10 protein-coding genes and 1 pseudogene are annotated in these 14,029 nt (G+C 68.6%); 2 read left to right on the forward strand and 9 right to left on the reverse strand.

Annotation, left to right across the window (positions count from 1 at the left end):
• Positions 1-8 precede the first annotated feature (8 nt).
• The 7 genes from tssH to tssB all read right to left on the reverse strand — a co-directional run bounded on the left by tssH (position 9) and on the right by tssB (position 8,514).
• Positions 9-2,630, reverse strand: a complete 2,622-nt coding sequence (gene tssH / locus L2Y94_RS15830; RefSeq protein WP_247368685.1) for a type VI secretion system ATPase TssH — start codon at positions 2,628-2,630, stop codon at positions 9-11.
• Positions 2,627-3,616, reverse strand: a complete 990-nt coding sequence (tssG, locus tag L2Y94_RS15835) for a type VI secretion system baseplate subunit TssG (RefSeq protein WP_247368688.1) — start codon at positions 3,614-3,616, stop codon at positions 2,627-2,629. Before tssG ends, tssH begins: the two co-directional genes overlap by 4 nt.
• Positions 3,580-5,445, reverse strand: coding sequence for a type VI secretion system baseplate subunit TssF (tssF, locus tag L2Y94_RS15840; RefSeq protein ID WP_247368690.1), 1,866 nt, complete (start codon positions 5,443-5,445; stop codon positions 3,580-3,582). Before tssF ends, tssG begins: the two co-directional genes overlap by 37 nt.
• A gap of 5 nt (positions 5,446-5,450) precedes the next feature.
• Complete coding sequence (gene tssE / locus L2Y94_RS15845) at positions 5,451-5,936, reverse strand: type VI secretion system baseplate subunit TssE (protein WP_247368694.1); 486 nt, start codon at positions 5,934-5,936, stop codon at positions 5,451-5,453.
• Positions 5,937-5,948: 12 nt separating this feature from the next.
• A complete protein-coding gene (locus L2Y94_RS15850; RefSeq protein ID WP_247368696.1) occupies positions 5,949-6,452 on the reverse strand; it encodes an Hcp family type VI secretion system effector in 504 nt (167 codons plus the stop codon).
• Positions 6,453-6,516: 64 nt separating this feature from the next.
• Positions 6,517-8,013: a type VI secretion system contractile sheath large subunit gene (gene tssC, locus L2Y94_RS15855; protein WP_247368714.1), complete on the reverse strand. Its 1,497-nt coding sequence runs from the start codon at positions 8,011-8,013 to the stop codon at positions 6,517-6,519.
• Between the two features lie 3 nt (positions 8,014-8,016).
• Entirely contained in the window at positions 8,017-8,514 is a 498-nt protein-coding gene (tssB, locus tag L2Y94_RS15860; RefSeq protein WP_247368733.1) for a type VI secretion system contractile sheath small subunit, read from the reverse strand.
• Between the two features lie 457 nt (positions 8,515-8,971).
• On the opposite strand from tssB, the gene L2Y94_RS15865 reads away from it, so the two are divergent.
• Both L2Y94_RS15865 and tssA read left to right on the forward strand, forming a co-directional pair.
• Positions 8,972-9,949 carry a LysR family transcriptional regulator gene (locus L2Y94_RS15865; RefSeq protein ID WP_247368736.1) on the forward strand — a complete coding sequence of 326 codons (978 nt, stop codon included), beginning with the start codon at positions 8,972-8,974 and terminating at the stop codon, positions 9,947-9,949.
• On the forward strand, positions 9,936-10,955 hold the full coding sequence (tssA, locus tag L2Y94_RS15870; protein ID WP_247368738.1) for a type VI secretion system protein TssA: 1,020 nt from the start codon (positions 9,936-9,938) through the stop codon (positions 10,953-10,955). The genes L2Y94_RS15865 and tssA overlap by 14 nt, the downstream gene beginning before the upstream one ends.
• A gap of 51 nt (positions 10,956-11,006) precedes the next feature.
• Here the strand turns inward: tssA and L2Y94_RS15875 are convergent, their stop codons facing one another.
• Together L2Y94_RS15875 and L2Y94_RS15880 are read right to left on the reverse strand one after the other, a co-directional pair.
• The gene (locus L2Y94_RS15875; protein ID WP_247368740.1) at positions 11,007-11,318 is read right to left on the reverse strand and encodes a hypothetical protein; all 312 of its coding nucleotides are present in this window, start codon (positions 11,316-11,318) and stop codon (positions 11,007-11,009) included.
• 71 nt (positions 11,319-11,389) lie between these two features.
• A pseudogene (locus tag L2Y94_RS15880) lies at positions 11,390-13,996 on the reverse strand (protein kinase domain-containing protein); the annotation flags it as partial.
• Between the last annotated feature and the right edge of the window lie 33 nt (positions 13,997-14,029).

Here is a 14,029-nt window from a genome sequence, read left to right on the forward strand (position 1 = left end):
GTGTGTTTTCAGCCGAGGGTCACGTCGTAGACGAACCCGTGCATGCCCAGGTCGACGACGATGCCCTCGACCCTCGCCCCCTCCAGCGCGGCTTCCAGGCACCGCCTGCTGATGTCCGGAAGCATGGTGTGCGTCAGCAGCGCGTGGATCGCGCGTCCGCCCGCGTCGTTTCCGGCGCAGCGGCGCACGATCGCCTCGCGCGCCGATGGCGTGCATCCGAAGGTGGCGCCGTAGCGTTCGGCCACGCGAACCCGAACGCGCTCCAGTTGGAGCGCGACGATCTTCTCCATCGCCTCGTCGCGCAACGGAAGGTAAGGCACCACCGTTACCCGCCCGAGGAATGCCTTCGGGAAGACGGCCCCCAGTGGCTCGGCGATGCCGGCCACCAGTTCGCCGGGCGACGGACGCATGCCGGGGCGGCACAACGCCTCGATCCGTTCCGTGCCCACGTTGGTGGTGAGCAGGATGAGCGTGTTGCGGAAATCGATGGCGCGCCCCTCCCCGTCTTCCATCGTGCCCTTGTCGAACACCTGGTAGAAGAGTTCGTGTACGTCGGGATGCGCTTTCTCGATTTCGTCGAGCAGGACCACCGCGTGCGGTCGCCGTCGCACCGCCTCGGTCAGCACGCCGCCCTCGCCATAGCCCACGTAACCGGGAGGCGCGCCCTTGATGGTGGCGACGCTATGCGACTCCTGGAACTCGCTCATGTTGAGCGTGATGAGGTTCTGTTCTCCGCCGTACAGCGCCTCGGCGAGTGCCAGCGCCGTCTCCGTCTTGCCCACGCCGGACGTGCCCGCGAGGAGGAACACGCCGACGGGCCGGGACGGGTCGTCCAGCCCGGCGCGCGAGGTCCGCACGCGGCGGGCGATGGCATCCATGGCATGCGCCTGTCCGATCACCCGCCGTTCGAGCACGTCGGCCAGGCCGAGCACCGTGTCGGCCTCGCTGCGCAGCATCCGGCCCAGCGGTATGCCGGTCCAGTCGGCTACCACGGCACCGATCGCCAGGTCGTCCACCCACGGAAGAACGAGCGGATGCTCGCCCTGAAGGCATGCCAGGCGATCGTTCGCCGACCGGAACGCCGTCATCGTCTCGTCCACCTCGTCCTCGCCCGCGAGCAGGCGGCCCCGATCGACCAACAGCCGTCGGACCAGATCTTCCTCCTCGCGCCAACGTTCTTCGACGGCCGCAAGCGTTTCGCGAAGACGCGCGATGCTTTCGCCAAGGTCGTCCAGGCGACGTTCCCGATCCATGCCCATGGCCTGCTCCTTCGCCACCCTGTCGCGCTCCGCCGCCAGGCCGTCGATGCGCTGTCGCAGGTCGATCACCTCGGCGGGCATCGCATGCCGGCTCACGGCCACGCGCGCGCAGGCGGTATCGAGGAGGCTCACGGCCTTGTCGGGCAATTGCCTGGTGGGGACGTAACGATGCGACAGCTTGACGGCGGCACGGATCGCCGTGTCGAGCACCTGCACGCCATGGTGGGTTTCCATGGCATCGGCCACGGCACGCAGCATGCGGATCGCCCTCTCCTCGTCGGGCTCGGCCACCTGCACCGCCTGGAAACGACGGACGAGGGCGGGATCCTTCTCGATGTAACGCTTGTATTCCGACCACGTGGTCGCGCCGATCGTACGCAACGAACCGCGCGCGAGCATCGGCTTGAGCAGGTTGGCGGCATCACCGGTCCCGGCCGCGCCGCCCGCGCCGACCAGGGTATGCACTTCGTCGATGAAAAGGATCACCGGCCGCACCGAGGCCTGCACCTCGTCGATCACCTGGCGTAGACGACTTTCGAATTCGCCCTTCGCGCTTGCACCGGCCTGCAACAGCCCGATGTCGAGCGAGCGCAGGCACACGTCGGCAAGCGCCGGCGGCACGTCGCCGTCCACGATGCGGCGGGCCAGGCCCTCCACCACCGCCGTCTTGCCGACGCCCGCCTCGCCGACGAGCATCGGATTGTTCTGCCGGCGCCGCATGAGTACGTCGATGAGCTGGCGGATCTCGTCGTCACGACCCACCACGCGATCCAGGTCCCCGTCGCGAGCCGATGCGGTGAGGTCCGTCGTGAAGCGTTCCAGGGCGGCCTGCCCTCCCAACGCGGCAGGCGCCCGTCCGGCGCGCGCGGTACCGTCGTGCGAGGACGGACTTTCTTCCGGCGATCCCGCCGTGACGACCGTCCAGTCCTCCGACAACCGGTCGGCACGCAACCTCGCGAACTCGCCCGACATGCGCTCCAGTACATGGCGCAGGCGGCGTGAGCGAAGCAACACCATCATCAGGTGACCGCTGCGGATCGTTCCCTCGCCCCTTGCCAGCGACGCGTGGTTCCACGCGCGCTCGGCCGCCTCCTCCACGTCGGCCGAGAGGTCGCTCACCGCCGTGGCGCCGCCCGGCAGGCGCTCCAGCGCGGCGGTGACGTCATGCGCCAGCCGGGCCTCGTCCAGGCCCGCGTGACGGACGATGCGGTGGAGATCGGAATCGGGCTGGCGCAGCAACTGGTCCACCCAGTGCACCAGCTCGACCTGCCGCTGGCCGCGAAGCCGGCAAGCCACCGTGGCCGCCTCGATCGCGGCATAGGCGATCGGATGAAGCTTGCCGAACAGCGCGGCACGATCGAAGTCGCTCATGCATACCTCCTTGTATCGATCTCATGAAAGCCCGCGTTGGCGGGCCCGACGACCAGGTCCTCGGGATCGTGGTCGTGTCGGAGCGTGCCGATCCAGGTCGAGCGGCCCAGGCACACCTCCTTGCCCAGCCGCGGCGCGGGCACGTCCTGTCCTTGCAGGCAAAGGCAGGCATCCCACGCAAGGGTGTCGCCGACGTATCGACGCACGTGCGAGACCACGGTGGCCCAGTCGCCACCCTCCGGGCAGAGGGCCAGGTAACGCCGTCGCGGCATCGGTCCGATGCGCACGCGAAACCGTCCACCGGCATCGCGCACCGCGCGTCCCAGCACGCCGCCATGCCCCAGCCGCGATCGGCCCACCCGGCATCCAGACGCCTCGTCCAGCGCCAGCCAGCCGGGGACGCATTCTTCCACCCGGACCGGCAGCGCGAGCCGCGCCGACAGGACCGCACGCAAGCCATCGGCGTTCCTCGGTCGCGAGGTGAAGCGCGCGGCGTTGAAGCGCATCGCCCGCGACAGCGGCTCGTTCGCCGCGACGCCGACGATGGCGTCGAGCCGCATCGCGAAGGCATCGTCGCCGGGCCGATCCGCCTGCACGCAAGGCTGCGTTTCGGCCCACGCGCGATAGAACAGGCCGAGAAACCGATGTTGGAACACGTCGGCGAACGCCTCCAGCGCGGTATCGCGATGGACGTATCGGCGTTCCAGCGCGTATTCGGTCAGGTGCAACGGAAGCGCGCCGTTGGGTCCCCACAGTCCGAACACGGTGCTGCGCACCCGCATGCGGCCCGACTCGACGGCATCCACGCCGGCGATCGCGGCCGCGGGAAAGTCGAGCGAAGCCGGATGCGAGAAGCGCACGGCATCGTCGGCGGGCCGATGCGAGCGCCCGATGCGCGGCCGCCCCACGAAGGCGCACTCCAGGCGGCGCACCGCCGCGAACCAGTCCGCTAGAGGACCGGACGCGTGCCGGGACATGTCGTCCATCGGGCCACCTCCGTACGGTCCTGGGCGAACACCACCGTTTCGCAGAACGTGTTCAACGACACGTAGCGCGAAAGGAACCGTGCCATCACGGCACCGAACAGATGGATGCCGGTACCGGCGAACGCCGCCGCCTCGCAATGCAACGCCACCTCGACACCGCGCCCGTACATGGCCGGCCCATCGAACGGCAGGCGACGCACCACAGAACGCGCGCGGGCTTCGTTCAATCCCTCCACCATGCGACGCGCGGCCATGTCGGTATCGCCGCCATACAACGACAGCAACTCACGCAGGGCATCGGCGTCGCCGGCGTCGCCCAGCAACGACAGGTGATCCAGTTGCAGGTGGGTGAGCAGCTTCCACGCCGACGCCTCCTCGGCCAAGCCGGCGCGCGGCCACGTCGGCCCGACCAGGCAACGCACGGAGGCCACCGGCGCATCGCCCTCGAGGACGAAGTCGCTCTCACCCTGCCCCACCGGCATGTGCAGCGGCAGGTCGCGATTGGTGCAGAGCAGGCGCATGCCGAGTTGGCGCAGGTCGCCGGCGTAGGGCGCCTGCCGTCCGTCGACGAGGGATAGATAGACCTCGCTGCCCGCATAGCCCGATCGCGGTCCGTCGCGCCGGGCCGGCGTCGAGGCGATGCGCATGTCCCGGCGCAGCGAGTAGTAGGCCATGTCCGGCACGTGCCAGGCCGCTTCGGCCGCGCCATGGAACGGCTGGAAGGTGCGCACCGGGGCGCGTGCATCGCCGTAGCCGCGCACGCGATCGACGCCGTGCACCTCGAAGTCCATGGGGCGGGTGCGGTCGGCCAGCACGTGGAATTCATGGGCATCCGCAAGCAAGTGGATGCGATCGGCTTCGCGATGGAACAGGTTGATCGCCGGCGTGCAGAACAGGCGGATGCCCGATGCGTCCACGGCGCCATCCAGGCGCATGTCCGCGCGGTCCAGCCACACGACGATCGAGAAACGTGCGGCCTCGACGGACGCCAGGGCGTCGCGCAGGTTGCGCAGCGAGGCGAACATGTAGCGCTGCGGACAGGCGAAGTACTCCCTGAGCAAGCGATACCCGGAAAACGATCGCTCGTCCTGCGGCAGCAACGCTTCGTCATCGTCGAAGCCCATGGGCCGGATGCTCAGACGGTCGCGACGCACGTCGACGCCGGCGGCCAGCACCGAAAAGCCCTGGCCGCGGGCGAGCATCGCTTCGTAGAGGTGGGCGGCGACGTCGCCGGGACCGGCAAGGAACAGGTCGAGCGAATCTACTTCGAGCGTACGGGCGCCCTGCCCGCCCGTGCATTCGAAGTCCAGCCGCAACGCCGCCCTCGCGTCGGTGCCGTCCGGCGGCACGAGGCCCGCCGAGGCGATAGCGGCGGGTGACCCGAGGTAGCGCGCGTCCTCGAGGGTCAGCGGCAGCAGGTGCACGTCGTGCGCGGTGCGGTAGCGGCATGGCGTACCGCCGTCATGGGCTGGCCTGGCGCGCAGCATCGATCCCCGCGGTACGCGGGTACCCGAGGCAGGCAGGCCCTTGCCCGCGTCGGCGCGCATGGCCACCACCGCCATCGAGGGCAACGGTGCGAGAAGACCGGGATAGAGCATTTCCACCAGGTGCCGGGTGAAAACCGGATACTGGGCGTCGATCTTCATCTGCACGCGTGCGGCCATGAACGCGAAGCCCTCCAGCAAGCGCTCGACGTACGGGTCCGCGCACTCGATGCCCTGCATGCCGAGGCGCGAGGCGATGCCGGGATATGCCGCGGCGAATTCCGCGCCCATGTCCCTCACGTGCCTGAGTTCCTGGTCGTAATAGCGAACGAATGTCGGGTCCATGCGATTCATTCCGGCTCATCGGGTGTCGCGAAGCGAAACGTCTCCAGATCGGCTTCGGTGTCGAGGCGAATGCGCAACGGCAGCGGCTGCGCCCACAGGACGGATTCGATCCGGAACGACAGCGTTCGACTCGCCGCGCCGGTACCGCCGCGCTCGACCTCGACGCTGAGGGTGCCGCCCATCAGGCGGGGCTCGAAACGCAGGATCGCCGCATGCAGGGCACGCCGCAGCGCGTCCGCATCCAGGCCCTCCGCGCTCATGCCGGCCAGGTCGGGGATACCGAAGCACAGCACCGAATCCTCGACGCGGCGGCCGCCGCATGGCGGCTCCACGCGCACGCAATTGAGCAACCAGCCCAGGTCGCGTCGGACGCTTTCGCGGAGCTGCGCGGCGGTGACACCGCGCATCCCGTGAGGCCCGTCGGGCGGATCGTCACGAAGGCGGTCGAGCAGCGATGGCTGGAGCCGCTCCCGGGGGGTCAGTCCGGCCATCGCTCAAACGGCTCAGGACGCCGCGACCTGCTGCATGTTGAAGGTGAATTCCTTCGCGCCGCCGACCTTCTTGCCCGCGTTGTCCTGCGGCTGGAAGCCATACTTGAACTTGCCGAAATGCAGGGTGACGCTCTCGGTGAGTCGATCGTCCATGCCGCTGCCGCCCGTGCTCACCGAGGTGATCATCACGCCTTCGCTCAGTTCGATGGTCACGAAGTCGGTCTGCTCGCCCGTCGCGTTGGTGACGTACAGGGTGACGTTGTCGATGCGCGCGCCGGTGCAGCAGGCGTTGAGCAAGGCGTTGGAGGCCGCGTCGACGTACTTGGTGACGGTGATGTCCTGCACGTTGGCCTTGCCGCCGGAGGTGTGGCCCTGGCCATGGTGCAGGTCGGCGGTGTTGCTGGCGCCCCACGCCCACGCGAGGATGGGTACCTCACCCTTGTGCTTGGCGTGCTGAGAATCGCCTTCGATCTTCACGCCGCCGTTGCCGAACTTCAGGTGCATGTCGTATGCCATGGATGTCTTTCCTTATGACGTTGGGGATGTTCGCCGGCGGTCCGCCACCGGCGTGGGGGGGCCTTCAGGCGCCCTTGCCCGAAGGCAGGCGCGCCACGAGGCGAAGGGAAACGGTCAGGCCTTCGAGCTGGTAATGCGGTTTGAGGTAGAACTTGGAGCTGTAGTAACCGGCACGGCCTTCCACCTCCTCGACGACGACACGCGCGTCGGCGAGCGGCTTGCGGGCCTTGCTTTCCTCGCTGGAATTCACCGGGTCGCCGTCGACGTACTGGAGTATCCAGTCGCTCAACCAGCGCTCGAGCTGTTGCCGCGTGCCAAACGAACCGACCTTGTCTCGAACGATGCACTTGAGGTAGTGCGCGAAGCGCGAGCAGGCGAACATGTAGGGAAGCCGTGCGCTCAACGCGGCATTGGCCGTGGCGTCCGCATCGTCGTATTCCTCGGGCCGGGCCAGCGACTGCGCGCCGATGAACGCGGCCATGCCCGAATGCTTCCGATGCACCAGCGGCATCAATCCCATCTTGTCCAGCTCGGCCGAGCGGCGATCCGTGATGGCGATTTCCGTCGGGCACTTCATGTCCACGCCGCCGTCGTCGGTGGGGAACGTGTGCGCCGGCAGGTTGACGACCGCCCCACCCGACTCCACGCCGCGGATGCGCGTGCACCAGCCGTGGGTCGCGAACGAGCGGTTGATGTTCACGCCCAGGGCATAGGCGGCGTTCTGCCAGGTATAGCGTGACGAATCGCCGGCGGCCGTGTCTTCCTCGAAGTCGAATCCGTCCACGGGATCGGTCTTCGCGCCGTAAGGCAGGCGGGCGAGCGTGCGCGGCATCACGAGGGCCACGTATTTGGCGTCTTCGCTGTCGCGCAGCGCACGCCAGCCGGCGTAATCGGGGGTCGAGAAGATCTTCGCCAGGTCGCGCGGGTTCGCCAGCTCGTTCCAGCCTTCCATGCCGAGCAGGGCCGGCGCCGCGGCGGCGATGAAGGGCGCGTGCGCGGTGGCGGCGATCTGCGCCATGCCGCGCAGCAGTTCCACGTCCTGCGGCCCATGGTCGAAGTAGTAGTCGCCGATCAGGCAGCCGTAGGGTTCGCCGCCGAGCTGGCCGTATTCCTCTTCGTAGATCTTCTTGAAGATCGGGCTCTGGTCCCACGCGGCGCCCTTGTAACGCTTCAACGTGCGGCCCAGCTCGGCCTTGGAGAGGTTCATCACCCGGATCTTCAGCTCGGCGCCCGTGTCGGTCTGGCTCACCAGGTGGTACAGGCCGCGCCAGGTGCCTTCCAGTTGCTGGAATGCCGGGTGGTGAAGCACCAGGTTGATCTGCTCGGACAGCTTCCGGTCGATCTCGGCGATACAGGCCTTGATCGTCTCCGCGACGTCGTCGGACACGGTATCGCCGCGCTCGAGTACCTGCTCGGCCAGCGTACGCACGGCCGATTCCACTTCCTCCCGCGCCCGGTCGTTCCGGGGGCGGAATTCCCTGGCAAGCAAGGCGGCGAAGTCGCTGGTCGTTTCCCCGACAACGGGGATGGCGGCGTCGGTAGCCTGCATGTCGGTCGCCATCGCTCAACCCTCCCCGTCCGTCGTGGACGACGTCAGGCCGGCCAGCAGCGCCGGATCGCGCAGCGCCTGGGCCAGCAACCGTTCCGCGCCGGCCTTGCCGTCGAGGTAGGCATCGAGGTTGGCTAGCCGCGTACGGGCCTCGAGGAGCCTGGCCAGGGGAGCTACCCTTCGCGCCACGGCCTCCGGCAAGAAATCGTCCATGTGGCGAAACGACATGTCGACGCGCAGCTGGCCCTCGCCGGTCAACGCATTGGGCACCTCGAAGGCCAGGGACGGCGCGATCGCCTCCATGCGGTCGTTGAAATGGTCGACGTCGAACTCGATCGCCTTGCGCTCGTCGATGGGAGGCAGTTCGTCGGCGGCGGCACCGGAGAGGTCGGCCATCACGCCCATGGTGAAGGGGATCGACACCTTCTTCCGTGCGCCGTTCAGCTCGACGTCGTATTCGATCTGTACCCGGGGCGCACGATGGCGTGCGATGAGTTTCTGACTGCTATCCATGGCAGGTTCCTTGGCGTTCCGTAGGGGTTGCTCGACGCGAGGTGTCAGTGGCCGGTGGGCCGTGCGTCGATCATCGGCGACGCGTCACCGGCAGGGGAAATCGTTCGTCGATATGGCAGCGATAAGGCGCGCCGATGGGATCGATGCCGATTGCTTGCCTGTTCCTGCTCCCGAAGCCGCCACGTCGACGACGCATGACTGGCATCACAATCCCGGCGATCGATCGCGCCGAATACTCTTTCGAGTGATTGACCCCCGGGACGCCGTGCGTGCAGATAGACGTTCAACCGTGAACGTGCCGCCTGGACGACGGCTTTTCCATGGGCGCGACGCATGTCGTGCACCACGTCACGAAAACGGCGTTCGATTGAACGCAGTGGCGTGTTCGTACAGGAAAGCGAACGCGCGTGTTTCAGCCAACCGCGTTTCCCCGCGCGGTGGGCATGGCCGGCCGTCGATGAACATCAAGCCCAGCGATCTCCCCCTGTTGGTGTCGCTCGACATGTTGCTCGAAGAGCGCAACGTGACGCGCGCCGCATCCAGGCTGCACGTGAGCCAACCCGCCCTGTCCGCGCAGCTCGCGCGGCTGCGCCGGCTATTCAACGATCCCCTGCTCGTACCCTCGGAAACCGGGCGCGGCATGGTGGCTACCCCCAAGGCGGAGGACATGGCCACCGCCCTCCGCGGCGCCCTGACCCAGTTGGGCGCACTGGGCGATTCGGTCGACATCTTCGATCCGGCGAGCGATGCCGCCACTTTCCGCGTAAGCGGCTCGTTCAGCGCCGTGGGCACGTTCGCGCGACCGCTCATCCAGGCCATCCACGCGCACCGCAATCGCAGCCTGCGCGTGGCGTTCGACACGCTCACCGAAGACCAGGACGTGCTCCCCCGTTTCGAGAGCGGCGACATCGACCTGTTGCTAGTCCCCGCCGAACAAGTGCCGCCGTCGCTGAAGATGCGCCAGCTCATGGCCGATCGGCTCGTGCTGGTGCAGCGCAAGGGCCATCCCCGCGGCGACGGCCCCGTCACCGTCGAACAGTTCTGCCGCCTGGGCCACATGGTGGCCTCCCCGCTGGGTCGCCTGGACCGGCTGATGGACCAGCGCCTGAAGGAACTGGACCTGTCGCGTGACGTGCTGGTGTCCGCCCCTCATGGCGACGCCATCGGCGGCACCCTCGCCAGCACCGACCTCGTCTGCATCCTTCCCGAGAGCATGGTGGAAGCCGTGGGTGCCGACGTGGAGGCGCACGCCATCCCGTTCGACCTGCCCGACGTATCGCTTTCCATGGCCTGGCACAGCCGCCTGGACAAGCATCCGGCGCATCGCTGGCTGCGCGAGCAGATGGTCGCCATCAGCCGCGGACTGCATCCCGCCCGACACGACGACGACTTCCGTCCGACCGCATCGAGAGTGCCTTCCAGTGGATACAACTGAACACCTGCTCGCACCGCTGGCCGACGACGTGCCCTGCGGTCCCAACCTGGAATACGACGCCGACTTCCTGAAGCTCGACGCCCTCGCCGCGCCGCGTCCCGAGCGCGCCGTCGGCGATGCGGTCAAACAGGCCGAAGAGCCGGAATGGCGTGAGGTGCTGGCACAGGCCGACGCACTCGCCACGCGCACGCGCGACGTGCGCATCGCCACCCACCTGGCCACGGCCTGGATGAAGACCGCCGGGATACCGGCCTGGTCCCGGGGCATCGGCCTGGTCCACGACCTGCTCGAACGGTATTGGGACGAGGTGCATCCGAGGCTGGAAGACGGCGACCCCGTCGAGCGCATCAACGCGCTGGCGGCGATTTCCGCCACCGACGGCATGTTCGGTTACCTGCGCCACGTGCCGGTGTTGCGCGCCGAACGCGTGGGCAGTTTCAGCCTGCGCGACGTGCGCGCGATGAACGGCAGCCTGCGCGGCAACGACGACGCCGTGGTTCGCGCCGACGCCTCGCCCGAGACGATCGAGGCGGTGATGCAGAACGTCGACGACGCGAGCCTGCTCGAGGTCGATACCGCCGTGGCTCGCGCGATCGAATACCTCGATGCGATCGGCCGCCTGTTCGACGAACGCACGCCGGGCATGGGACCCGACTTCGAGGCCTTGCGCCGGGAGCTTCGCGAACTGCACGGGTTCCTGCATGCGCAGGTGACGGTACGCATGCCGCAGATGGCGCAGGCCGAACCGGAAGCCGTCGTCGACGATACCGCCCCCGAGGCGCTCAACGCCCCGGGTCGCGGACCCATTCGCGGCACCGACGACGTGTGCCGCATGCTCGACGAGATCTGCGCCTGGTATGCGCAGCACGAACCATCCAGTCCGGTGCGGCCGATGTTGCGCCGTGCGCGTGGACTGGTCGGGCTCGGCTTCGGCGAATTGCTGCGTGCGATCGCACCGGGCGGGTATTCGGAGTTCCAGCAGTTGGCGGGAGATGGGGCGGAATAGCCTGTAAGCCGATCACCGCCCGGGCACCTCGCCGTTGCCCATCGCGGCACTTCACCAACGCACCCGTCGAAACCACCAAAGCAACGCAACGCCCGACGCGACGGCAACCACCACTACGAGCGTGGCGACGACCCACGGTCCTATCGAAGCGCGCGGCTCCACCCGACGCCGCACCGGCGCCACGATCGGACGCATGCCGGTCGCGGGGCGGCGCAGCGTATGCAGCGCAGCGCCCTGGGCCCGCACCGCCGCGCCGAGCAGTTCGCGGCGGCGGCGGCGATATTCCGCCGTGTCGATGCGCGCGCCGCTATGCGCATCGTTCAACGCCATCAGGTCGCGATTCAGCGCATGGGTCCAGTCCATCAGCGGATCTCCCTCACCAGGCGGAAGCCGACGTCACGGTCGGGCGAGCCGTCGGTGGCCTTTACCGTGGTCACCGAACACGCGTCGGGACCACTGCGGTAACTGCCGCCACGCATCGCCAGCGAACCGCCCCGGGTCACCCATTCCCAGACGCCGCCGGTCAGGCCCACCAGCCCCCACGGGTTGGTCGTCGCCGGGTTGTCTCCCAGGTTGGGCGAGCGGAGCAACCGCCCCAGGGCCGAAGAGGCATCGCCGCAGTTGTCGTGCTTGCCGTCCCAGTCCGTGCCGGCGCGCGCGGCCAGCAGCCATTCCTCGTCCGTCGGCAGGCGATAGGTGTAGCCGCTCGACTGGGTCAGCCAGGCCGCGTAGCGGCGGGCGAAATCGACCGGAATCGACCGCGCGGGATCGGACGCGTTGAAGCCCTTCGACACGGCGCACGTGCGCGTCGCTTTGCAGAACTGGTCGAGGTTGCCCACCGTGATCGTGGTGCGCGTCATCGCGAACGGCTTGCGTCCATGGGGAATCACGACCATCGCCGGTCCATACGATCCCACCGCGAAGGTGTCGAAGCATTCACGCGCCGTGCCGGCCAAGCCGCGGCGCGCGCAGGCATCGGCCTTGGGCGTGGGTGCGGCCGGCGTCGAACGCAGCTTCTTCACCACGTTTTCCAGCGAACCCTCGGGCAAGCCCTTCGACGCGACCATCGCCTCCTCCATGTGCTTCAGGCCGTCCGGATCCTGTGCCTTCACCGCCTCGATGCGCTTGCGCAGGTCGTCCTGGTCGGCCGCCGCGACCTGGGGAGCCTTCGCCGCCGTCATCACGGCCACCGCGAGGTCGTAACGCGTCTTCGCGCGACGCAGGTCGTCGCGCTCGCCGACCGCGTCGAGGCCCGCCGCCACGCGATCGGCCGCTTCCTTCCAGTGGCCCGACGCACAGGCGGCCTGTGCCGCGTCGAGCACGGCTTGCGCGTACAGGCCGCCCTCCTCGTCGTTCGCATTCGGCGTGCCGCCCTCGATCTGGCGAAGCTGGCGGAAGTTCTCCGTGGCCTTGTCGAGGTCATTCGCGGCCACGGCCTGACGCAACGATTCCAGGCGGGACGCGTGTTCGGCGTCCTTCAGGTCGGGCGTCTCCGTCGACGCTGGCGCGGGCGTGGATGCGGCGGGCGCCGTATCGCCCAGGCGTGCCGCCAGCCGCTGCGATGCGGGATACCACGTGCGCGCGATGGCGAGCTGTTTCGCCGCCGCCTCCTTGTCGCCGGCCTTCAGCGTGTCGCCGATCGCCATGTCGAACTTCAGTTCGAGTTCGGGGTTGGCGAGCAGGCGGCTGTTCGGGTCGATCTGCCGGATGCGGCCGAGCACCGCCGGCACGTCGTCGGTGCCGTCGCCGAACAGGCGCCCGGCAAGAATGGCCCGGCTCAGCGCGGTATCGAGTCGGTTGAGCTGGTCGTCGCGCTCGTGCGCCACTTCCTCGCGACGCCGGTCCAGCCTCGGCGCGAACGTCTTCAGTTCGGCGCGTAACCGGAATACCCCCTGCGCGCCGGCGTAATCGAAGCGCCCCTGGGCCGGGTCCCAATGCATGGCGACCTGCCGCACGAGAAACCCGTCGATGGCATCGGCGCCGTCGACCACGACGCGGCGGCGTTCATCGCCGTCGAGCGCCGCCAGCGCGCCGCGTACCTGGTCCGCGTCGCGGAAGCCGTCGGCCTGTCCGGGCGAGAATCGCCGCAGGGTATCGGCGACATGGCGTTGCTCCGCCTGCATCCCGGCGAACCACGCGCCGCCCGCGACCAGCACGGCCAGCACGGCCGCCGAAGCCAGCCAAGGCGTGGCCCGCTCGCGCCAGCGGCGCTTGCGCAATCCGGCGAGCACGCCGCCGATGTCGGGCGTGCGCTTGGCGGCGGTGAACGCCAGCGCCTCGCACAACGCCTTGTACTGGCGCTTGTCCAGGCCCGGTACGGAGGGTGGCCGTCGGCCGTTGGCCAGCGCCTCCTCGGCGTTCTCCTTGTCGAACGGATGGCGTCCCGTCAGCAGCTCGGTCACCACGCAGCCGAACGCGTACACGTCGTCGGCGGGGGTGGGCGGTTCGCCCCGGAGCATTTCCAGGCTGGCGTACGCCGGGGTCATCGCACCCAGGCTCGCCGCGTCGAACACGGTGCGATCGTCGTCGTGCGCATGCCCCAGCTTGCCGGCACGCGCGATGCCGAAATCGAACACCTTCGCGACGCCGGCGCCCGTGACCATCACGTTGCCCGGTTTGAAATCCGAGTGCACCACGCCCGCGTCGTGCGCGCGGCGAAGGGCATCACCCATGCCTTCGATCAGCGGCCAGGCTTCCGCGAACGGCAGGCCATCGCGGGCGCGAGAACGGATGAGCGCGCGCAGGTCGCTGCCTTCCACGTATTCCATCGTCATGAAGACGTTCGTGCCGTCCTTGTCGAAATCGTAGACGCGCACGATGTGGTCGTTGGCCAGCTGCTGCGCCCGCCGCGCCTCGCGCTGCAAGGCCACGAGCGCGTCGGGGTGCTTGCGGAATTCGTCGTTGAGCACCTTCACCGCCACGTACGGATCGCGGTCGCGCGCTTCCACCTTGCGCTCGTCGCGGGCGAGATAGACCACGCCCATCCCGCCGCGGCCCAGCTCGCGCTCCAGGAAGAAGCGGCCCTTCAGCACGTTGCCGACCGCCGGGCTCTCGCCCTGGGCCAGGTCGGCGAT

This window comes from Luteibacter aegosomatis (genome assembly GCF_023078455.1).
GTDB classification, from domain to species: Bacteria; Pseudomonadota; Gammaproteobacteria; order Xanthomonadales; family Rhodanobacteraceae; genus Luteibacter; species Luteibacter aegosomatis.